The sequence below is a fragment of the Micromonospora sp. WMMD710 genome, assembly GCF_029626045.1.
Lineage (GTDB): Bacteria > Actinomycetota > Actinomycetes > Mycobacteriales > Micromonosporaceae > Micromonospora.
On the sequence record NZ_JARUBD010000001.1, the window covers coordinates 486,481 to 507,540 of the forward strand.

Annotated in this window: 21 protein-coding genes and 1 other RNA gene; 17 read left to right on the plus strand and 5 right to left on the minus strand. The window is 71.2% G+C overall.

What is annotated here, in order from left to right:
* Window position 1: 1 nt before the first annotated feature.
* The 6 genes from O7620_RS02405 (at window position 2) to O7620_RS02430 (ending at window position 5,452) form a co-directional block, all read left to right on the plus strand.
* Window positions 2-574 carry a flavoprotein gene (locus O7620_RS02405; RefSeq protein ID WP_278121642.1) on the plus strand — a complete coding sequence of 191 codons (573 nt, stop codon included), beginning with the start codon at window positions 2-4 and terminating at the stop codon, window positions 572-574.
* 93 nt (window positions 575-667) lie between these two features.
* Window positions 668-1,540, plus strand: coding sequence for a Nif3-like dinuclear metal center hexameric protein (locus O7620_RS02410; protein WP_278121644.1), 873 nt, complete (start codon window positions 668-670; stop codon window positions 1,538-1,540).
* Complete coding sequence (locus tag O7620_RS02415; RefSeq protein ID WP_278121646.1) at window positions 1,530-2,267, plus strand: C4-type zinc ribbon domain-containing protein; 738 nt, start codon at window positions 1,530-1,532, stop codon at window positions 2,265-2,267. The genes O7620_RS02410 and O7620_RS02415 overlap by 11 nt, the downstream gene beginning before the upstream one ends.
* A 3-nt stretch (window positions 2,268-2,270) precedes the next feature.
* The gene (locus O7620_RS02420) at window positions 2,271-3,398 is read left to right on the plus strand and encodes a bifunctional RNase H/acid phosphatase (protein WP_278121648.1); all 1,128 of its coding nucleotides are present in this window, start codon (window positions 2,271-2,273) and stop codon (window positions 3,396-3,398) included.
* 162 nt (window positions 3,399-3,560) lie between these two features.
* Entirely contained in the window at window positions 3,561-3,803 is a 243-nt protein-coding gene (locus O7620_RS02425) for a DUF3311 domain-containing protein (RefSeq protein WP_124822819.1), read from the plus strand.
* On the plus strand, window positions 3,803-5,452 hold the full coding sequence (locus O7620_RS02430) for a sodium:solute symporter (RefSeq protein ID WP_278121652.1): 1,650 nt from the start codon (window positions 3,803-3,805) through the stop codon (window positions 5,450-5,452). Before O7620_RS02425 ends, O7620_RS02430 begins: the two co-directional genes overlap by 1 nt.
* A 179-nt stretch (window positions 5,453-5,631) precedes the next feature.
* On the opposite strand, the gene O7620_RS02435 is transcribed toward O7620_RS02430, so the two are convergent.
* Window positions 5,632-6,093 (minus strand): MarR family transcriptional regulator, encoded by a 462-nt coding sequence (locus O7620_RS02435; RefSeq protein ID WP_278121654.1) that lies wholly within the window; start codon window positions 6,091-6,093, stop codon window positions 5,632-5,634.
* A 54-nt stretch (window positions 6,094-6,147) separates the two neighbouring features.
* On the opposite strand from O7620_RS02435, the gene O7620_RS02440 reads away from it, so the two are divergent.
* A complete protein-coding gene (locus O7620_RS02440) occupies window positions 6,148-7,380 on the plus strand; it encodes an MFS transporter (protein WP_278121655.1) in 1,233 nt (410 codons plus the stop codon).
* Window positions 7,381-7,465: 85 nt separating this feature from the next.
* On the opposite strand, the gene O7620_RS02445 is transcribed toward O7620_RS02440, so the two are convergent.
* The gene (locus O7620_RS02445) at window positions 7,466-8,227 is read right to left on the minus strand and encodes a sulfite exporter TauE/SafE family protein (protein ID WP_278121656.1); all 762 of its coding nucleotides are present in this window, start codon (window positions 8,225-8,227) and stop codon (window positions 7,466-7,468) included.
* 127 nt (window positions 8,228-8,354) lie between these two features.
* Between O7620_RS02445 and rnpB the strand changes: the two genes are divergently transcribed.
* The 3 genes from rnpB (at window position 8,355) to murJ (ending at window position 12,085) form a co-directional block, all read left to right on the plus strand.
* Window positions 8,355-8,770: RNase P RNA component class A (gene rnpB, locus O7620_RS02450), an RNA gene on the plus strand.
* Window positions 8,771-9,218: 448 nt separating this feature from the next.
* Window positions 9,219-10,220, plus strand: coding sequence for a peptidoglycan bridge formation glycyltransferase FemA/FemB family protein (locus O7620_RS02455; protein ID WP_278121658.1), 1,002 nt, complete (start codon window positions 9,219-9,221; stop codon window positions 10,218-10,220).
* A 152-nt stretch (window positions 10,221-10,372) separates the two neighbouring features.
* The gene (murJ, locus tag O7620_RS02460) at window positions 10,373-12,085 is read left to right on the plus strand and encodes a murein biosynthesis integral membrane protein MurJ (RefSeq protein WP_278121660.1); all 1,713 of its coding nucleotides are present in this window, start codon (window positions 10,373-10,375) and stop codon (window positions 12,083-12,085) included.
* Between the two features lie 127 nt (window positions 12,086-12,212).
* Here the strand turns inward: murJ and O7620_RS02465 are convergent, their stop codons facing one another.
* On the minus strand, window positions 12,213-13,136 hold the full coding sequence (locus O7620_RS02465; RefSeq protein WP_278121661.1) for an expansin EXLX1 family cellulose-binding protein: 924 nt from the start codon (window positions 13,134-13,136) through the stop codon (window positions 12,213-12,215).
* A 479-nt stretch (window positions 13,137-13,615) separates the two neighbouring features.
* Between O7620_RS02465 and O7620_RS02470 the strand changes: the two genes are divergently transcribed.
* From O7620_RS02470 to O7620_RS02480, 3 genes are read left to right on the plus strand one after another with little or no spacing between them, the layout of a single operon-like run.
* Window positions 13,616-14,842 (plus strand): epoxide hydrolase family protein, encoded by a 1,227-nt coding sequence (locus O7620_RS02470; protein ID WP_278121663.1) that lies wholly within the window; start codon window positions 13,616-13,618, stop codon window positions 14,840-14,842.
* Window positions 14,843-14,854: 12 nt separating this feature from the next.
* Window positions 14,855-15,784: a redoxin domain-containing protein gene (locus tag O7620_RS02475; protein ID WP_278126823.1), complete on the plus strand. Its 930-nt coding sequence runs from the start codon at window positions 14,855-14,857 to the stop codon at window positions 15,782-15,784.
* A 42-nt stretch (window positions 15,785-15,826) separates the two neighbouring features.
* Window positions 15,827-16,441, plus strand: coding sequence for a GNAT family N-acetyltransferase (locus O7620_RS02480; protein WP_278121665.1), 615 nt, complete (start codon window positions 15,827-15,829; stop codon window positions 16,439-16,441).
* On the opposite strand, the gene O7620_RS02485 is transcribed toward O7620_RS02480, so the two are convergent.
* Window positions 16,396-16,713, minus strand: coding sequence for a GrpB family protein (locus O7620_RS02485; protein ID WP_278121667.1), 318 nt, complete (start codon window positions 16,711-16,713; stop codon window positions 16,396-16,398). The two genes, O7620_RS02480 and O7620_RS02485, sit on opposite strands and share 46 nt — an antisense overlap.
* A 47-nt stretch (window positions 16,714-16,760) precedes the next feature.
* Between O7620_RS02485 and O7620_RS02490 the strand changes: the two genes are divergently transcribed.
* Entirely contained in the window at window positions 16,761-17,627 is an 867-nt protein-coding gene (locus tag O7620_RS02490; RefSeq protein WP_278121669.1) for an AraC family transcriptional regulator, read from the plus strand.
* A 12-nt stretch (window positions 17,628-17,639) separates the two neighbouring features.
* On the opposite strand, the gene O7620_RS02495 is transcribed toward O7620_RS02490, so the two are convergent.
* Window positions 17,640-18,137, minus strand: a complete 498-nt coding sequence (locus tag O7620_RS02495) for an NUDIX domain-containing protein (RefSeq protein WP_151489931.1) — start codon at window positions 18,135-18,137, stop codon at window positions 17,640-17,642.
* Between the two features lie 232 nt (window positions 18,138-18,369).
* On the opposite strand from O7620_RS02495, the gene O7620_RS02500 reads away from it, so the two are divergent.
* From O7620_RS02500 to O7620_RS02510, 3 genes are all read left to right on the plus strand, one after another.
* The gene (locus O7620_RS02500) at window positions 18,370-18,573 is read left to right on the plus strand and encodes a hypothetical protein (RefSeq protein ID WP_151489930.1); all 204 of its coding nucleotides are present in this window, start codon (window positions 18,370-18,372) and stop codon (window positions 18,571-18,573) included.
* Window positions 18,574-18,655: 82 nt separating this feature from the next.
* Entirely contained in the window at window positions 18,656-19,486 is an 831-nt protein-coding gene (locus tag O7620_RS02505; RefSeq protein ID WP_278121672.1) for a histone, read from the plus strand.
* A gap of 81 nt (window positions 19,487-19,567) precedes the next feature.
* The gene (locus O7620_RS02510; RefSeq protein ID WP_278121674.1) at window positions 19,568-20,998 is read left to right on the plus strand and encodes an RNB domain-containing ribonuclease; all 1,431 of its coding nucleotides are present in this window, start codon (window positions 19,568-19,570) and stop codon (window positions 20,996-20,998) included.
* Window positions 20,999-21,060: the final 62 nt, after the last annotated feature.

Genomic DNA, 21,060 nt, shown 5'->3' on the forward strand with positions numbered 1-21,060 from the left:
GATGGCCGGTTCACCGCGCACCAGCGCGCACCGCGAGGTGCTCTACGTCATCGCCTGCGGTTCGCCGCTGGCCCGCAAGGTCGGACATCTGGTCGGCCTGGCCCAGCAGGACGGTTGGGACGTCTGTGTGGTCGTCACGCCGGACGGGGCCAAGTTCGTCGACCAGGCCGCCCTGGTCCGGCAGACCGGCCACCCGGTGCGGACGCACTACAAGAACCCGGGTGACCCGGACGTCCTGCCGCCCGCCGACGCCATGATCGTCTGCCCGGCCACCGTCAACACGGTCAACAAGTGGGCGGCGGGGATCGCCGACACGCTCGCGCTCGGGCTGCTGGTCGAGGCGCAGGGTAAGGGCATCCCCATCGTGGCGGTGCCGTACACCAATGCCGCGATGGCCGCCCACCCGGCGTTCCGGGCCGGCGTGGCCCGGCTGGCCGACTGGGGTGTCACGGTGCTCTTCGGCGACCACGTGGTCGCCCTGCACCCGCCCGGGACGGGCGAGCAGCACCTGCACGCGTTCCCGTGGCAGGTGCCGTTGGCGGCGCTGCGCAGCGTCTCCTGCCGCGCCGCCTGAGCACCCGGCGGGCGTGCCGGCACGTCGCCCGCGCGGCGCGGTCGGGCCGGGCGTCGCCGCCCGACGGCCCGTACGCCGGTAAGCTGGCCCGCCGTGAGCACAATCGGATCCACCCCCACGGTGACCGACGTGGTGGCCGAGCTGGAACGGCGCTACCCGCCGGTCTGGGCGGAGGAGTGGGACCGGGTGGGCCTGGTGCTCGGCGAGCCGGCCGCCCCGGTCCGCCGGGTGCTCTGCGTCGTCGACGTGGTGCCCGAGACGGTCGCCGAAGCCCTGGCCGTCGGTGCCGACATGATCGTCGCGCACCATCCGCTGCTGCTGCGCGGGGTCTCCTCGGTCGCCCCGACGACGTTCAAGGGGCGGATCGTCCATCAGCTGATCCGCGCCGGGGTGGCCCTGTACGTGGCGCACACCAACGCCGACGTGGCGTCCCCGGGTGTCTCCGATGCCCTCGCCGCCCGGTTCGGCCTCACCGGGCTGCGCCCGCTGCAGCGACCCGCGCCCTCCTCGCCGGCCGCCGGCGACGACCGGGGGTTCGGCCGGATCGGTGAGCTGCCCCGCCCGATGACCCTCGTCGAGCTGACCCGGCACGCCGCCGCCGTGCTCCCCGTCACGTCCTGGGGAGTTCGCGCGGCGGGGGATCCCGGGCGTATGGTTCGTACCCTCGCCGTGAGCGGCGGGTCGGGGGACAGCTTCCTCGGCGCCGCGACCGCCGCCGGGGTGGACGCGTTCCTCACCGCCGACCTGCGGCACCATCCGGCCGGCGAGCACCTCGCCGCCGATGGACCCGCCCTGATCGACGCCGCCCACTGGGCGACCGAACGACCGTGGCTGGACGACCTGGCCGCCTTCCTGCGGGAGGCGCCGGGCGTCGAGACGCTGGTGTCCGACCTGGACACCGACCCGTGGACCGTGCACGCCGCCGCACCCGTTGTGGACGACAAGGAGCCCGACCGTGAAGGCTGACCCTCAGGTGCAGCGCCGCCTGCTCGACCTCCAGGCGATCGACACCAACCTCGCCCAGCTCGCCCACCGCCGGCGTTCGCTGCCGGAGCGGGCCGAGTTGGAGGCGCTGGCCCGGGAGTTGTCGTCGCTGGAGGACGAGCGGGTCCGCGCCCAGGTGGCGGTCGACGATCTGGACCGGGACATCGCCCGGCTGGAGAAGGACGTCGAGCAGGTCCGTGCCCGTAAGGAGAAGGACCAGAACCGGCTGGCCGCCGGCACCGGCCCGGCCCGGGAGCTGGAGGCGCTCCAGCACGAGCTGGTCTCGCTGAACCGGCGCCAGGGCGACCTGGAGGACGCCGAGCTGGAGCTGATGGAGCAGCGGGAAACCGCCCAGGGTGTGCTGGACGGCGTGGAGCAGCGACTGGCCGACACGCGGGACAAGCGGGCCGTGACCGAGCAGCGCCGCGACGACACGTTGGCCGAGATCGCCAAGGAGGAGGAGTTCAAGCGGGGCGCCCGTCAGCCGCTCGCCGCCGACCTCCCGTCCGACCTGGTCACCCTGTACGACAAGATCCGCGAGGACACCGGGCTGGGTGCCGCGCTGCTCACCGCCGGCCGCTGCGGCGGCTGCCGGTTGGAGCTGTCCGGCGCCGACCTGGCCCGGATCCGCAAGGCCGCCCCGGACGACGTGGTCCGCTGCGAGGACTGCCGCCGGATCATGGTCCGCACCAACGAGTCGGGCCTGTAGGTCGTGGCGCCGCGCGTGGTCGTCGTCGAGGCCGACGGCGGGTCCCGGGGCAATCCGGGGCCGGCCGGCTACGGCGCGGTGGTGCGTGACCCGGAGACCGGCGAGGTGCTCGCCGAGCGTTTCGAGTCGCTCGGCACGGCGACCAACAACGTCGCCGAGTACCAGGGCCTGATCGCCGGGTTGACGGCCGCCGCCGAGCTGGGCGCCGTCGAGGTGGACGTCCGGATGGACTCCAAGCTGGTGGTCGAGCAGATGTGCGGCCGGTGGCAGATCAAGCATCCCGGCCTGCGTCCGCTCGCCGCCCAGGCGGCCGGGCTGGTGGGCCGGTTCACGGCGGTGCGGTTCGCGTGGATCCCCCGCGACCAGAACCGGCACGCCGACGCGCTGGCCAACGCCGCGATGGACGCCGCCGCGGGTCGCCCCCCGGCGGCGACGCCCGCCGCCGCACCGACTGTCGGCAGCGACCCGGCGACCGCGCCGGCGTCCTGGGAGCCGCGGCCGAGCTTCACCGCGACCCGGCTGATCCTGGTCCGGCACGGCGAGACCGAGTACACCGAGCAGCGGCGGTACTCCGGCCGCGGCGACGTGCCGCTGTCCGAGCGCGGCCGGGCCCAGGCCGTGGCCACCGGCGCCCGGGTGGCCGCGCTGGCCCCGTCGGTCGCGGCCGTGCTCAGCTCACCGCTGTCCCGGTGTACGGCCACCGCGGCGGCGATCGCCGGGGCGCTCGCAGACGTGCCGGTGCGCACGGAGGACGACCTCATCGAGTGCGACTTCGGTCAGTGGGAGGGGCGCACCTTCGCCGAGGTCCGCGAGCGGTGGCCGGGGGAGATGGACGCCTGGCTCGCGTCGCCCCGCGTCGCCCCGCCCGACGGCGAGTCGTTCACGCACGTCGCCGAACGCGCGCACCGCGTGATCGCCGGGCTGCTCACGGCGTACCCCGGGGAGACCGTGGTGGTCGTCTCGCACGTGTCGCCGATCAAGCTGGTGCTGCGCGACGCCCTCGCGGCCGGCGACGGGTTCCTGCACCGGCTCTTCCTGGACGCGGCCGGCATCTCGGTGCTCGACATGTGGCCCGACGGTGGCGTCGCGGTCCGCACGGTCAACGACACCGCCCACCTCGCGGCCGGCTGAGCCGCCCACCTCCGGTCCGCCCCGGCCGGTCGGTCGCGCCGTTCGGCGCAGCCGGCCGGCCGTTCGGCGCAGCACCTCCCGAGCGGGCACAGTGACCGCCGTCACAGAGTCGTAGCCTCCGGCCGTTACAGCGAATGCCTCGACTCCCCGGAGGTGTGTCAGATGGCTGCACCGGAACCGGAGGCGCCCACCACGGCGCCAACCAGGGCGAAGGACCACAGCCCCTGGAACTGGTTGCTCTTCATCCCCATCGTGGTGCCGCTGATCCCGGTCTTCTTCAATGGCGACTCGCCCCGGGTCTTCGGCTTCCCGCGCTTCTACTGGCTGCAACTGGCCTTCATCCTGCTCGGCGTCGGCACCACCACGCTGGTGTACCAGATGACCAAGAAGCGGGGTGACTCCTGATGTGGCGTGACCATCTCACCGAGATCATCGTCTTCTCCCTGCTGTTCCTCCTGGTCAGCGCGATGGGCTTCGTGGCCGCCCGCTGGCGGGCGCCGAAGGACATGGCGCACCTGGACGAGTGGGGTCTGGGTGGGCGCAGCTTCGGCGGCTGGATCACCTGGTTCCTGGTCGGCGGTGACCTCTACACGGCGTACACGTTCGTGGCGGTGCCGGCGCTGATGTTCGGTGCGGGCGCGGCCGGGTTCTTCGCCGTGCCGTACACCATCGTCATCTACCCGTTGGTCTTCCTGGTGCTGGTCCGGCTCTGGTCGGTGTCGCACCGGCACGGGTTCGTCACGCCGGCCGACTTCGTCCGCAACCGGTTCGACTCGCCGGTGCTGGCGCTGCTGATCGCGATCACCGGGATCGTCGCCACCATGCCGTACATCGCGTTGCAGCTGGTCGGCATCGAGGCGGTGCTCAAGACGATGGGCGTCACCGGCGACAACGCGCTGGCCCGGCACCTGCCGATCATCATCGCGTTCGCGATCCTCGCCGCGTACACCTACCAGTCGGGGCTGCGCGCTCCGGCGTTGATCGCGTTCGTCAAGGACAGCCTGATCTACATCGTCATCCTCGTGGCGGTCGTCTACCTGCCGTACAAGCTGGGCGGCTGGGGGGACATCTTCGCCGCCGCGGACGCGAAGTTCGACGCCTCACCCAACCCGAACGACGGCATCCTGCTCAACGGCAACAACCAGCTCCAGTACGTCACGTTGGCGCTCGGCTCGGCGTTGGCGCTCTTCCTCTACCCGCACAGCATCACCGGCGTGCTGGCCAGCCGGAACCGCGACGTGATCAAGCGGAACATGTCGGCGCTGCCCGCGTACAGCCTGCTGCTCGGGCTCATCGCGCTGCTCGGCTACATGGCCATCGCGGCCGGGGTGAAGCCGCTGCCCGGGGCCAAGGAGGGCACGGTCGACAGCAACACCGTCGTGCCGCTGCTGTTCGACCAGCAGTTCCCGGACTGGTTCGCCGGCGTGGCGTACGCGGCGATCGGCATCGGCGCGCTGGTCCCGGCGGCGATCATGTCGATCGCGGCGGCGAACCTGTTCACCCGCAACATCTACAAGGAGTACCTGAAGAAGGACGCCTCGGCGGCCCAGGAGGCGAACGTCTCGAAGATCACCTCGCTGGTGGTGAAGGTCGGCGCGGTCGCCTGCATCGTCTTCCTCGACCCGCAGTTCTCCATCGACCTCCAGCTCATCGGCGGCGTCATCATCCTGCAGACGCTGCCGGCCGTGGCGCTGGGTCTCTACACCCGCTGGTTCCACCGGACCGCGCTGATCGCCGGCTGGGCGGTCGGCATGGGCCTGGGCATGTGGATGCTCTACCAGGTCGCCAGCCCGACCCGGAAGCACTTCGGTGGCTCGGCGTTCCCGCTGTCGGAGTTCGGCTTCGACACCACCAGGACGATCTACGTCGGCATCGTGGCGGTGCTGGTGAACCTCGCCGTCGCGGCACTGCTCACGCTGGCGTTGCGGGCGGCCAAGGTGGCCGAGGGCGTCGACGGTACCGAGCCGGACGACTACTTCGCCGACGAGGGCGACCCCCGCATCACCCCCGGCACCGAAACCGACGCCGACCCGGCCCGCGAACCGGTCGCCTGACCTCGGGTACGCCCGGACGTCGACGCGAGTCGGTGCCCGGGCGTACCTGTCCCACGCGTCTCTCCGCGCCGATCTTGCACTTATGGTGCCCGGTCGGTGCTGATTAATTCCGATTTGGTCACCACCGAAAGTGCAAGATTGGCGAGGGCAGGGTGGGGGCGGGGGTGGGGCTGGGCTGGTCAGCGGGGGCGGTTGCGGTTGATCAGGGCCTGGTTGAGGCGGCCCAGCAGGGTTGCCAGGTTGGCCCGGTCCTCGGGGCTCCAGTCGGCCAGCATGTCGCCGTAGAGCCGGGTGCGGGCGGCCTGCACGGCGGCCATCCGTTGCAGGCCGGCCGGGGTGGGGGAGATGACCGTGCCGCGGCCGTCCGTGGGGTCGGGGGCGCGGACGATGAGGCCGTCACGGTGCAGGGCGGAGACCTGCCGGGTCACCGTCGAGCCGTCCAGGTTGAGTCGGGCGGCGAGCGCCGAGACGTTCTGCGGGCCGGCGTCGGCCAGGTGGCGCAGGATGACGTACGCCGCACGGTCGAGCACCCGGTGCTCGGCGGTGCCGGTGGCCCGCCGGGTGGCCTCACCGAAGCGCATCAGCAGGGCCACCTCGGTCTCGATCCGGCCGAGGGAGCTCTCGTCATCGTGATCGCTCATAGTTGTATGATACAGGGTAAATGCCTGTACGATACAGCTAGTTGAGGAGTCGGAGTGGATCGGCGTTCCGAACCGAACCGCAGTGCCATCTACGCCACCACACTGGTGGCCTTCCTCGCCATCGCCGGCATCGCCGTCGTCGACCCGATCCTGCCGGCCATCGGCGACGCGATCGGCGTCACCGCCTGGCAGGTCGAGCTGCTGTTCACCGCGTACATCGCGGTCATGGCCCTCGGCATGATCCCGGCGACGCTGGCCAGCGGCCGGTTCGGTTTCAAGCCGGTGCTGATCACCGGCGTCTCCGTCGTCGGCCTGGCCGCGATCCTCGCCTCGTTCAGCGACAACATCGTCCAACTGTCGGTGCTGCGCGGCGTCTGGGGGCTGGGCAACGCGATGTTCTTCGCCACCGCCATGGTGGTGCTGGTCAACCTCGCCGTCGACCGGGAATGGGTGGTCGGCCTCTTCGAGACAGCCCTCGGGCTCGGCTTCGCCGTCGGCCCGCTGATCGGTGGCCTGCTCGGCGAGGTGAGCTGGCGACTGCCGTTCTTCGTCTGCGGCGTCTTCATGGTCCTCGCCCTCGGCGTGGCATCCCGCAAACTCCGCGAACCCACCAACCGGCAGGCCCCGGTACGCCTCGGTCAGATCTTCGCCACCTACCGCCGGCCGGCGTTCGTGGCGCTCTGCGTGGTCACCGCCGCGTACAACTTCGTGTTCTTCGTGGTGCTCGGCTACACGCCGCTCTTCCTCGGCCTCGACGTCATCCCGTTGGGGCTCGCGTTCACCGGCTGGGGCCTCGGCCTGGCCGCCGGCATCCTGATCATCGGCCACCGGCTGGCCCACCGGATCGGCGCCGTGCAGACCGTTGGCGTCGCCATCGCCGGGCTGCTGGTCTGCATGGTCCTCTTCGCCACCTCCAGCAGCACCGCCGAGGCGCTCGTGGTGCTGGTGCTCGCCGGTCTCTGCATGGGCCTGGCCAACGCCAACCTCACCGACCTGGCGCTCGGCCTGGGCTCCAGCGACCGCAGGCTCGCCACCGGCGCGTTCAACCTCGTCCGCTGGGGTGCCGCCGCACCGGCGCCGATCATCTCCGGCAAGCTCGCCGAGCAGTCACTGTCCCTGCCGTTCTGGGTCGGCTTCGGGGTGCTCGCCGTCGGTGTGCTGGTCTACCTGGCGTTCGCGCACCTGATGGCCGCCGGCTACGGCGAGCGGGTCCTCTGGTCCCGCTGGAACCGCAGCGCCGCGACCGCCGAGAACACCGCCGAAGGCCCGGTAGGCGAGGCGTACTGACCGCGCTTTCCTTGCGCCCCGCCGTTCCGCGACACGCGCCGGCCAAGATCCGCGCAATCGGGCGCCGGGCGCCGGGCGGCTCTGCTCAGCTCAGGGCACGCCAGAGCAGGTAGAGGCCGATCGTCGTACCGAACACCACAATCACCGTCTTGAGCACCACCGACGGCAGCCGGCGGACGAGCCGGGCGCCCGCGTACCCCCCAATCAGGGTGGCCGGCGCGACCACCGCGACGGCCGCCCAGTTCAACGGGCCGAACAGGGCGAACACCACCAGCGTGGTCAACCCCACCACCGCGGAGAGCAGATTCTTGATGGCGCTCACCCGGGCCAGGGTCGCGTCCAGCACCAGGGCCAGCCCGGCGACCAGCATCACCCCGAGAGCGGCACCGAAGTACCCGCCGTACACCGCACCCAGCGCGACCATCGTCTGCACCGCGACCGTCCGCCGGCGCGGCGACAGGTCCCGGGGGTGACCGACCAGCCGGCGCAGCGGATCCTGGAAGGCCAGGACCGCGGTCGCGCCAAGGACCAGAAAGGGTACGACCAGCTCGAACGCGCGGGCCGGGGTGGCCAGCAGCAGCAGCGCCCCGAGAATCGTGCCCACGATGGTGGTGGGCACCAGCGTGGCCAGCGCGCGGGGACGCGGCAGGTCCTGCCGGCTGCCCGCCACGCTGGCCAAGTACCCGGGGAAGACGGCGACAGAGTTGCTGACGTTCGCCGGCACCGGAGGCAACCCGATCGCGATCATCGCCGGAAAGGTGATCAGCGAACCGCCACCGGCCACCGCGTTGACCGTGCCAGCGGCGAGACCGGCGGCGAGCAGCAGCGCGGCGTGGGAGAGATCCATAGCCCCACGAGGCTAGCCGCCGCCTCGCGAGGCGGATTCGCCGGACCGCCGTTGAGCTGCGCGATCTTGCCCAGGTGGGGCGGCAATACCGGCAGCACGCTCGTCGTTAGGATGAGAGCGCGACGGACGAGTCGACCGGGCGGTCGCGTCGGCGGGCTACGGCCCGCCGCCGAGGAACGTCCGGACTCCACAGGGCAGGGTGGTTGTTAACGGCAACCCGGGGCGACCCGCGGGACAGTGCCACAGAAAACAGACCGCCGACCCCAACGGGGACGGTAAGGGTGAAACGGTGGGGTAAGAGCCCACCAGCACCCCGGGTGACCGGGGTGGCTCGGTAAACCCCACCCGGAGCAAGGCCAAGCAAGGGCCGTCACCGCAAGATGACGTCCCGGCGCAGACGCTTGAGGGCTGCCCGCCCGATGTCTGCGGGTAGGCCGCTGGAGCCTGCCGGCAACGGCAGGCCGAGATGGATGGCCGCCGCCGGCGCAAGCCCCTCGGGGTACGCGCCGCGCACAGAATCCGGCGTACAGGTCGACTCGTCCGTCGCCCACCAGCTCAGAGACCTGATCAAGGCTCTGAGCTGCTCGCCGACGGACCGCTGGCCACCCGGATTCATGGCGCCGCCGGTCCCGGCCCAGACACTTGTTGACGAGGAGGGGATGTGAGGGCGCGCGGGCATGTCTCATCCCTGGAAGGCCTCGACGACTTCGGGGCTGGGGTGTGACGATCGCCGCACTTGGCAACGACCGTCCAACGTGCGGCGTCTTGAGAACCGTGAGAAGTGATCCGAGCTTCGACGCCGCTGGTGGCCCGTACTCGTGACGGGTTGCAGGTCGAGTCGTCCGGCGGTATGGATAACGGGACGGCTGAGCGTGCCCTGGGACTATGGCAGACTCGCCGTCCACTACCACGCCACGGTTGGGGCGCACCCCCGTACAACGCCCTCATCCTGCGCGCCGTGAATGAACGCTCCGGAAAGGCCCCTCAACTCATGGTTCTGCAAGCACACACGGCATGGGAGAACAAGCTTCCCGACGACTCCTGGGACCAGGAGTTGTTCATGCGGGGCGGACATTTCCTGCAGAGCACTCACTGGGGTGCTGTTCAACTGAGTCTCGGCAGCCGGGTGTTCTTCGGCCAGGGCGACGGCTGGCAGTGCCTGGCGATCCTGGAACGCTCGAACCGGGTCACCCGCCTCTACTGCCCGCACGGCCCCACGGCCCGGGACGAGCAGAGCTACCTCGCCGCGCTCCAGTGGCTACAGACCCTCGGGCACCGCGAGGGTGCCGCCTTCATCCGGGTGGAACCGCTGGTTCCCCTGGAGAAGGCTGACCTCGTCAGGCTCGGGCACAAGCCCGCGCTCACCGAGATCGAACCGTCTCTCGTGCTCGAACAGGACCTGCGCAAGTCCAAGGAGCAGCTGCTCAGCGAGTTTTCCCCCAACAACCGACAACGATTCCGCAACGCCCACAAAAAGGGCCTACAGATCGAGGCGAGCAAGAACAGCGCCGACGTCCGGTACCTGCTTCAGATGGTGCACGAGGTGGCCGTCCACAACCAGATCGTGCCGCACCCCGACGAGCACTACCAGCACCTCGCGGATGTCCTGCTGGAACGGGACGCCGCCACCCTCTACGTCGTACGGCATGAGGGCGAGGCGGTGTCCGCCGCGATCGTCTTCGACAGTCCGACCACGCGGCACGTCGGCCATTCGGGCAGCCTGCACAGCGCCCGCCGGCTCAACCCCGGCGTCCTGATGCGCGCCACGATGATCTTCGATGCCAAGGAGCGCGGGCAGCAGACATTCGACTCGCTCGGTGTCGCCCCACCGGACGAACCCGACCACCCCTGGGCGGGCGTGAGTCAGTTCAAGATGTCGTTCGGCGGCACGCTCCGGTACTACCTGGGCACCTGGGAGGTGCCGTGCAGCGGCTGGTACTCGGTGTACCGGTCCGCCTACTCCGCGTACATAAAGGTGAACCGAATGCGGTGAGGCGGTGCGACAGGCGTGGCCGACCTCAGGCCCACGGCGAGGGCCGTTGCGTCGGGAACATCAACGACCTCTAGGGTTGTCGCGGCGCGCAAGCGGCAGCCGTCAGCGCCGAATCCGAATGCGATCGCCTGGCAATCTCGACAGGAGGCCCGATGATCTCCGGCCAGCAAGAGGGTGTAACCACCGCCCGGATCGGTCCACCGGCGGCCGAGGCGGACGCCACACCGGTAGCCACCGCTGAGGCGGACGCCACACCGGCGCCGCCCGCCGCCACCGCGTCGAGCGGTGTGATCATGGCGGTGGGCAGCCTTGTCAGCAGGCTCACCGGCTTTCTGCGCACGGTGCTCATCGGTGCCGCGCTCGGTGCGACCGTCGGCGGTGTCGGGGACGCGTACACGACCGCCCAGATGCTGCCGAGTCAGATCTACGAGCTGGTGCTCGGCGCGGTCGGGGCGAGCGTGCTGGTGCCGGTGCTGGTGCGGCGCCGTCGACTGGACGCGGACGGCGGTCAGGCGTACACCCAGGCCTTGTTGACGCTGGCGGTGCTGGCGCTGGGGGTCGCCACCGCGCTGGCGGTCGTCGCGGCCCCGTTGTTCGCGTCGATCTACGCGGGTTCTCGGGCGGCTGACTACCGCGACCTGGTCACCGTGCTGTCGTACCTCCTGCTGCCGATGATCTTCTTCATCGGCCTGTCGGTCGTCATCGGCGCGGTGCTCAACGTCCGCGGCCACTTCGCCGCACCGATGTGGGTACCGATCCTGAACAACGTCGTGATGATCGCGGTGTGCGGTGGCTACATCGCCCTGTTCACCGCCCGGGAAATCACCCCCGCCCAGATGACGCCGGGCAAGATCGCGTTGATCGGCGGCGGCACGCTGCTGGGCATGGCCTCGCAGACGCTCGCGCTGCTACCCGCACTGCGCAAGGTGGGTTTCCGGTGGCGATTTCGGTGGAATCCGCGATCGTTGGAGCTGGCCGAGCTGGCTCGCCTCGCCGGCTGGATGCTCTGCTTCGTGGCGACCAACCAGGTCGGCGTCTTCGTGGTGGTGCAGCTGGTCAGCCAGGCGGACGCGGGCGCGGGCCTGCTGATCTACAACAACGTCTACCTGTTGGTGATGATGGCGCACGGCGTCGTCGGTGTGTCGGTGATGACGGCGCTGTTGCCGCGGATGAGTGACGCGGCCGCGCGGAACCGGCTCAGTGAGGTGTCCGACGACCTGTCCCGCGGGATGCGTACGGTCGTGGCCGCGCTCGCGCCGGTCGTGGCGTTGTACGCGGTGCTGGCCGGCCCGATCGCCGTGGTGCTGTTCCGCTGGGGCGCGTTCGGCGCGGACGAGGCCGAGGCCACCGCCACGGTGTTGGTGGTGGGCGCGTGCGCGGTGATACCGATGTCGGTCAGTTACCTGTGCAACTTCACGTTCTACTCGATGCGGGGCAACAAGACGGTCGCCCTGATCAATATCGTCGGGGTGTTGCTGCGGGTGGTCGTGCAGATCCTGCTGACGGTCCTGTTGGCGGAGTCGTTGACGGTGGCGGGGTTGATGCTGGGCAACGCGGTCTCGTACGTCGGGGCGGCGGCGATCTCGCTGACGGTGCTGCGCCGCCGGATCGGCCGGCTCGGGTTGCCGGCCATCGCGGCCAGCGGCGCGAAGGTGGCGGTCGCGGTGACGGGCGCCGCCGCGCTGGGTTGGCTCGTGCTGCGGCTGTTGCCAGGTGCCGCGGCGCCATCGTTCGGGCAGGCGGTGGCGCAGCTGGCCGTCGGCGGCGTGGTGATCGTCGGCGGATACTTGGTGCTGGCCTGGGCGCTGCGGGTGCATGAGGTAACGGCGGTGGTGGGAATGGTTCGGCGCAAACTGGGCCGCTGATTCGGCAGCGGCTGCGGCGTGGCCGGCGCCAGGAACGAATCACCCGGGTTGGCCACCGCGAGGCTGTCCTGCCTGGATTCACGGAAGACGAGTGGATCAACGGCCAAGCCAGGCCCAACGTTGAGGGTCAGCAGTGGGAGGTGTTGAGCGGGGCGGCGCCGGCGAGGGCTTCGACTGTCGTCGTCGGCGCGACCGACTCCGCCGGGGTCGGCGAGGGCGCGGTGGTGGGGGACGGCGGGGCCGAGGGTGAGTTGCTGGGCGCGGCGACGCTGGCAAGGGTGGCCATGCTGCGTTGGACCTGCTTCGTGACCATCCGGATGTCGGTCGCGGTCGTCTGGTGGCCGTACACGTCGGTGACCCTGATGGTGTAGGGCCCCGGGCCGATCCCGTCCTCGACGGTCCAGTAGTTGTCGGTCTGGCGGGCTGCTTTGTGGAAGCCGCCGCCCGGCCCCTTCGCCTCGACCGAGCGCAGCGGGTTGCCGTGGTTGCCGACCTGCACCGCGAACCAGTACCGCGAGGCGCCATCCTTTATCCGGAAGGTGAGGCCGCCGTCGAGCGGTGGGTTCACCACCGCACGGTACGTCACGGTCGCGATGCCCTGCGCACGGTCGGCGATCTTCGCGAACGCCTCGTCGGAGAGGTCTATCTTGCCGGGGCCGCAGCCGCCGCACTGGTCGATGACCATGACCCGGACCGTGCCCCTCGGGCCGCTCACGTCCAGGTAACTGCCGCAGGCTGCCGCGCGGGAGTACTCGGACGAGCCGAGGGCCACGTAGAGCCGGTCGGCCGGAGGGGCTGGGAAGGAGCAGGTGCCTCCCGAGCGGCCCGCGTCGTAGAAGCTGGCCTTTCCCCTGTGGACGGTGTCACCCGTCGGCGGTGCGGCACAGGCCGGGGTGGGGCCGGAGCGTACGGCGAGGGTGATGCCGAGTACGGCGGCCAGGGCGGTGATCCCGGCGCCGGCCAACCAGTGTCGGACCCGCCGATTCGTCCGGAGCGTGCCGGTGTCGCCGGCCGGGATGTCGTTGTCGGGGGCCGTGCCTGGTGCCGTCACGGCGCCTGATGTTGCCGCACCGTCTCGCGGCAGCGCAACAACACCCACCCGGACCGTCCCGGCCGCCTCATGGCTGCGGCCCCCCACCCGGACCGACGGTGAGTCGTGCGCCGGCTCCTGATCGCCGGTGCCGTGGCCACCAGGCCACCGCTGGCGGCGCCGGAGCCGGTGAACCGATGAGAGTGTCGAGCGTCGTCACCCCGTAGCACCGCACGATCCAGGCAGCGTCGCGACACCGACCGGGCCGCTCGATCGTCGTCCGACCATGCCTAGGTGGGGAGCCGCAGCGCCTTGGCCGGTCGTCCGTGCGGCACGGGGATGCTGGCGGCGTATCGCCACGAGCCTCGGGTGCGGCGTTCTAGGCTCCGAGATATATGGCGGCGGCGTGCCCATCTCGAATTGGCACACGGTCCGGGTGCGGTGCCTGCACCCCATGTTTTCCCTCGTGAGGCGCACACCGAGACGGAGAGGAAGCACGCATGGCTGTCAAGACCAAGACGCGTCCGGGCACCACGGAGATTCGGCCCTTCACGGTCGACATTCCTCAGGCGGACCTTGATGACCTGAAGAGGCGCATCGCGGCGACCCGCTGGCCGGACAAGGAAACGGTCGACGACCAGTCACAGGGCGTGCCACTCGCGACGATTCAGGCCGTCGCCCGCTATTGGGAGCAGGAGTACGACTGGCGCAAGGTCGAGGCACGGCTGAACGCCGTACCGCAGTTCATGACCACCATCGACGGGGTGGACATCCACTTCATCCACGTGCGCTCCCCGCACGAGGACGCGCTGCCGCTCATCGTCACGCACGGATGGCCCGGCTCGGTGATCGAGCAGATGAAGATCATCGAGCCGCTGACCGATCCCACGGCGCACGGCGGGAGCGTGTCGGACGCCTTCCACCTGGTGATCCCGTCGCTGCCCGGGCACGGCTTCTCGGGCAAGCCGACCTCGTCGGGCTGGAACCCGCAGAAGATCGCGACCGCCTGGACGGAGCTGATGAAGCGCCTCGGCTACTCGCGGTTCGTGGCACAGGGCGGCGACTGGGGTGCGGTCATCGTGGACCAGATGGGCATCCAGGCGCCGGCGGAACTGCTCGGCATCCACACCAACATGCCCGGTGCCATCCCACCCGAGATCGACCTGTTGTTCCAGGGCGACACCACCGGCGCGAACAACGCCATGGGCTCGCTGCCGTCCGGTCTCTCCGCCGACGAGATGCGTGCCGCCGAGGAGGCCAACTACGTCTGGAAGCACGTCGCGTACGCCCTCATGATGGCGACGCGTCCGCAGACGCTGACCGGGCTGGCGGATTCTCCCGTCGGCCTGGCGTCCTTCCTGCTCGACCACGACGCGAAGAGCCTGGCCCTGATCGCGCAGGTCTTCGACGGGGCCACGGCGGGCCTCACCCGCGACGACATCCTGGACAACATCTCGCTGTACTGGCTGACGAACACGGCGATCTCCGCGGCCCGTCTGTACGCGGAGAACAAGCTCTCCTTCTTCGCCGCGAAGGGCGTCAACGTCCCGGTGGCCGTGAGCGTCTTTCCCGACGAGCTGTACGAGGCGCCGCAGAGTTGGGCCGAGCAGGCGTACCCCAATCTCATCTACTACAACAAGCTCGACGTGGGCGGGCACTTCGCGGCCTGGGAACAGCCGAAGATCTTCACCGAAGAACTTCGCACCGCCTTCCGGTCGCTGCGCTAGATGGCCGTGCACATGCCCCCGCTGAACGGGGCGGCCGCGTGGCTCAACGCTGAGCCACGCGGCCCCGCCGACCTGGGTGGGCGCGTCGTCCTGGTGAACTTCTGGACGCTGACCTGCATCAACTGGCTGCGCCAGGAGCCGTACGTCCGGGCCTGGTCGCAGGCGTACCGGGACGACGGGCTGGTCGTCGTCGGGGTGCACACCCCGGAGTTCGGGTTCGAGCACGACGTCGACTGGGTGCGGCGGGCGGTCGCGGCCCGATCGATCGGCTACCCGGTGGCGGTCGACAACGACTACGCGATCTGGCGCGCCTTTGACAACCACTACTGGCCGGCGCTCTACTTCGTCGACACCGACGGCGTGATCCGCGACGACCACTTCGGCGAGGGACGCTACGAGCAGTCCGAGCGGGTGCTCCAGCAGCTGCTCGGCATCGAGCGCGAACCCGTACCCGTGCAGGGGGTCGGCCCGGAGGCGGAGGCCGACTGGAACAACCTGCGGACCCCCGAGACGTACCTCGGTTTCAGTCGCGGCGACCTGTTCGCGTCGCCGAACGGCCCCGCGCTCGACGAACGCCGCGCCTACGACCTGCCGGCGAGCCTGGGCCTCAACCAGTGGGCCCTGGCGGGGGAGTGGACGATCGGGTCGGAGCGCGTCGTGCTCGACCGGGCCGGCGGCGGCATCGCCTTCCGGTTCCACGCCCGCGACGCGCATCTCGTGCTGGCCCCCGGGGCGGGACAGCCGATCCCGTTCCGGGTGCTGCTCGACGGCGCGGCTCCCGGCCCGTCACACGGCGTCGACGTCGACGAGAACGGCGACGGCGTACTCCAGGACGGCCGCCTCTACCAGCTCGTCCGCCAGGACGGCGCGGTCGGTGAGCGGACCCTGGAGATCACGTTCGGCGAGCCCGGCGCCGAGGCCTACGCCTTCACCTTCGGCTAGCGGGGCCGCCGCCCGCGCGCGGCCCGGGATAGTGTCGACGCTGTGACAGCGCCCGAGATCACCATCGCCACCCCGGCGGACCGCGACGCGGTGGTCGGCACGCTGGTCGCCGCGTTCGCCGAGGATCCCATCCTGCGGTATCTGTTCCCGGACGAGGAGACCTATCCGCGCCACGCCGCGGTCTTCTTCGGGCACCTCTTCGACAAGCGGGTGCACCGGTCGTCGATCTGGACGATCGGCGGCGGTGCGGCGGTCGCCGTCTGGGAGCCGCCGGCCAGCGGCGAGGCCACCCCGGACGGTGGTTTCGACGGTCGATTCCCCGCCGACGTGCTGGCCCGCGTCCAAGGCTACGACGAGGCCGTGCACGCCGCCCTGCCGGCGTACCCGTTCTGGTATCTCGGCGTCCTGGGCACCCACCCCGACAGCGCCGGACGCGGTTGGGGCCGCGCCGTTATGCGGGCCGGGCTGGAGCGCGCCGCCGCCGACGGTCTCCCGGCGATCCTGGAGACCAGCAAACCGGGCAACGTCGAGCTGTACCGCCGGGCCGGCTGGGACGTGGTGGGCTCGCTGTCGGAGCCCAGGTCCACCTGGATCATGCAGCAGTGGATCCGTCAGCCGTCCCTCACCACGTCGCAGGCGGCGAAGATGCGGGCGTAGATGTCGTCGATGACGTCGTTCTTCGCCAGGCTGTAGTCGCGCGGTCGGTGCGCGGTGTCCCGCGCGAGACGCCGCTTGGTCGCGGCGTACCGCTCCCGGACTGCCGGATGCGAGCGCAACCAGTCGCGAAAGAGCCGGTGCCGGACGGGTTCGGGCGCACCCTGCGGCCAGACGTGCCGCCCTCCTTGAGCAGCAAAGTCCGCCAGGCTACGACACGACGATCGGTGCGGCCGCACCCGACCGTTACGGGCACCGGATGTCGGGTGGGCCACCGGCCCCGCCGCATAGCGTCACTGCTCGTAAAGGGAAGGAGGCCCGGGTGCTGGAGCGGCTCAACGAGGCCATGGCGCACATCGAGCGGCACCTCGACCAGCAGATCGAGGTGGCGGAGCTGGCGCGGATCGCGCTGACGTCGGAGTACCACTTCCGGCGGCTGTTCTCGGCGCTGGCCGGCATACCGCTGTCGGAGTACATCCGTCGTCGCCGGCTGACCGTCGCCGGCGCGGATGTGCTCGCGGGGGAGCGGACGCTGCTCGACATCGCGGTGCGCTACGGCTACGGATCCGCCGAGGCGTTCGCCCGGGCGTTCCACGCCGTGCACGGCGTGGGGCCCGGAGAGGCCCGGCGTACGGGGGCGACGCTGCGCGCCCAACCCCGGATGTCCTTCCGACTCACCGTCGAAGGGAGCGGCAGCATGGAGTATCGAATCGTCGGCAAGGAGGCGTTCACCCTGGTGGGGCGCAAGGCCCGGGTGCCGCTGGTGCACGAGGGGATGAACCCGGCGATCGTCGCGTTCATCCGGAGCATCGACCGGGACACGGTCGAGCGGATCGAGGCGCTCTCCGATCAGGAGCCGTCCGGGATCGTCAACGTCAGCGCCAACCTGGCCGACGGCCGGGAGGAGGGCAGCGAGCTGGACTACTGGCACGGGGTGGTCACCGGCGGTACGCCGCCGCAGGACCTGGACGCGCTGCCCGTGCCGGCCGGGACGTGGGCGGTCTTCACCACCTCTGGTGCGTTCCCGCAGGCCGTGCAGTACCTGTGGCGCGACGTGTTCACCCAGTGGTTCCCGTCCAACCCGTACCGCAGCCGACCCGGACCGGAGATCTCCCGGGTCCGGGTGTCCGCGGACGGCACGGAGGCGGACGCCGAACTGTGGATCCCGGTGGAGCGGACCACGTCGTGACCAGCCCAGGTCTCAGGCGGGCACGTCATCCCAGGTGGTGCCCGGCGGCAGGTACCCTGCCGCCGGGTTCTCCCGCAGCGCGTAGGCGATGACCAGCAGGGCGTGCTTGTCCAACTCGGGCAGCCGATCCAACGAGAACCACCGCACGGCCAGCGACTCGTCGTCGTTGACCCGGGCGGTGCCGGCCACCACCCGGCACAGGAAGCCCAGGTTGAGGTACTCGCAGCGGTCCCCGTTGGGGTACGTGTGCGGGTGCGAGACGGCGCTGGTCATCCGGACCGGGGCCACGTCCACGCCGGTCTCCTCCTGGACCTCACGGACCAGCGCGGTGGCCGGCTGCTCACCCGGCTCGACGAACCCGCTGATCACCGACCAGCGGCCGTCGTCGGCACGCTGGCCCAGCAGCAGCTCGTCCGCGTCGTTGCGGACCACCGCGCTGACGCTGGGCAGCCACAGCAGATCCTGGCCGACGTGCTTGCGCATCCCCACGATGTAGTCCGGTATCGCCATCGGGCGATCATAGGCCGCGACCCCACGGCCACCGCCGCCGCGCGACACCGCCGCGCGGGTGTGCGGACCTCCAGGTCCGGGTCGCTCCGGACCCGCACCTTGACCGGCTGGTCGTCTTGGACCTATTTCAGCGTTTTGCTCCCGGGGGCGGGAAGCAACTCTACTGTGGAGAGGGTCGGCGACTTGCGTGATCCGGTGGCGGCCGGTCGGTACGCGGTGCACAGTGATTCCCATGACCAACAGTGAGCGTGGTGGGAAGTACTACTGGTGCACCCGGCACCACCGGGTCGAGACGGACGCCGACGTGTGCCCGGCGAAGCACGTCCTCGGCCCGTACGACTCGGCGGCCGACGCGGAGAACGCCCTGCAGCGCGTGCAGGAGCGGAACGAGGCGTGGGACGCCGAGGACGCCCGTTGGGCCGGGGAGGACAGGTAGGCGGCGCGGGACGGTCCGCGCCGAGGCATTTCGTGCTCCGCGAGGACGCACGCGAGAGCACGTCCCCAAGGAGGGAACCACGATGGCCGTGACACAGCAGGCCACCACCCGCCCGGCCGCCCGACGCACCACCGCGAAGAAGACCGCCGCGGCGGAGCGGAACACCGCGGCGAGCCGGACCACCCCCGTGCGCAAGTCCACCACGGCCGCCGCGAAGGCCCCGGCCCGCAAGGCCGCCGGCGCCGCGGGGCGTGCCCCGGCGAAGAAGACCACCACGGCGGCCAAGAAGGCCCCGGCGAAGAAGACCACCACCACGACCACCGCGGCGGCCAAGAAGGCCCCCGCGAAGAAGACCACCACCCGCACGACCACCACGGCGAAGCGGACCCCGGCGTCCACGACGCGCAAGACCACCGCCGCCGCGACGAAGACCACGGGTACGGCGAGAAAGACCACGGGTACGGCGAAGAAGACCACCAGCGCCGCGAAGAAGACCGTGAGCGCCGCGAAGAAGACCACCTCGTCGGTGGCGAAGAAGACCACCGCCGCGGCGAAGGCGCCGGCGCGTAAGACCGCGACCAAGGCGTCCACCGCGAAGAAGACCGCCGCCAAGAAGGCGCCCGCCAAGAAGGCGCCGGCGAAGAAGACCACGGCGAAGAAGACCGCCTCCACCCGCCCGAGCGGCGGCGCCCGCAAGGCACCGGCGAAGAAGGCACCGGCCGCGAAGGCGACCGGCACCTCCTCGACGGCCGCCCGCAAGGCGGCGGCGAAGAAGGCGCCAGCGAAGAAGACCGTCGCGGCCAAGGCCCCGGCCCGCAAGGTGACCGCCCGCAAGTCGCCGGCCCGTCCGGCCGCCGCCCGGGCCACCACCCCTCGGGGTACGCGCAGCACCGCCCGGAAGGCGACCAGCTGAGCGCACGACTCCCGGGCCGGTCAAAAGATCTCGGCCGGTCACCGGAAGCGGATCACCGGTGGCGCTGTCAGGATTGACCTCGTGGTCATCCGACGCGTACTCGCGCCCCGCATCGACTTCGGCGCGCTCCGCCGCGAACTCGGCCTGCCCGAGGGTTTCCCGGCCGATGCCCAGCGGGAGGCCGACGAGGCGGCCGCGGCACCACCGCGGCCGCCCGTCGACCGTACCGACGTTCCGTTCGTCACGGTCGACCCCGCCACCTCCCGCGACCTGGACCAGGCGATGCACCTCGCCCGCCGCCCGGGCGGCGGCTATCGGGTGCGGTACGCGATCGCCGACGTCGCCGCGCACGTCGACCCGGGTGGCGCCCTGGAGGCGGAGACGTGGCGGCGCGGGCAGACCGTCTACCTGCCCGATGGGCATGTGCCGCTGCATCCGCTGACGCTCAGCGAGGGCGCGGCCAGCCTGCTGCCCGACGACGACCGCGCCGCCGTGGTCTGGACCATCGACCTGGACGCTGACGGCGGCACGGTGGCCGTCGAGCTGGAACGCGCCCTGGTGCGCAGCCGGGCGAAACTCGACTACACCGGTGTGCAGGCCGCGGCCGACGCCGGACGGCTGCCCGAGCCGATCGCGCTGCTGCCCGAGATCGGTGACCGGCTGACCGCCCGCGGGTTGCGTCGCGGCGCCATCAACCTCCCGCTACCCGAGCAGGACGTGGAACCCGACGGCGACGGCTGGCGGCTGGTGCTGCGCGGCCCCGTACCCATGGAGGAGCACAACGCGCAGATCTCCCTGCTGACCGGGATGGCCGCCGCCGACATCATGCTGGCCGGCGGAATCGGCCTGCTGCGCACCATGCCGTCGCCGAAACCGGAGGCCGTACAGCGCCTGCGGGCCGCCGCCGCGCCGCTGGGCGTGCGCTGGCCGGACGGCGCCGGGCCGGGCGAGGTCATCGCCGGACTGGACCCCGGCCAGCCACGTGCCGCCGCGTTCATCGATCAGGCGGCCGAGCTGATGCGCGGCGCCGCGTACACCGCTTTCGACGGCGCGCCGCCGGAGCAGCCGCTGCACGGCGGGGTGGCCGCCGCGTACGCCCATGTCACGGCGCCGCTGCGGCGCCTCGCCGACCGGTACGCCACCGAGGTCTGCCTGGCTCTGCACGCGGGCCGACCGGTGCCCGACTGGACGCGCGCCGCGCTGCCCCGGCTGCCGGAGGTGATGGCCAGCACCGACCGGACCGCCTCGGCGGCCAGCCGGGGAGCCGTCGAGCTGGCCGAGGCGGTGCTGCTGGCGGACCGGGTCGGGGAGACCTTCGACGCGGCCGTCCTGGATGTCGACGCCCCGCCCAACGGCCGGTCCCGCCCCCGCCCGCCCGGCGGCACGGTCGCCCTGGACACCCCACCGGTACGCGGCCGCTGCCTCGGTGACCTGCCGCTGGGTGAACGGGTCCGGGTCCGCCTGGTCACCGCCGACCCGGCGGCCCGCACGGTCCTGTTCGAGCTGGCCTGACCCGCCCCGCCGCCGGGCCTTCCGGGCCAGCGGGCTTTCAGGTCGGTGGGTCTTTCGGGTCG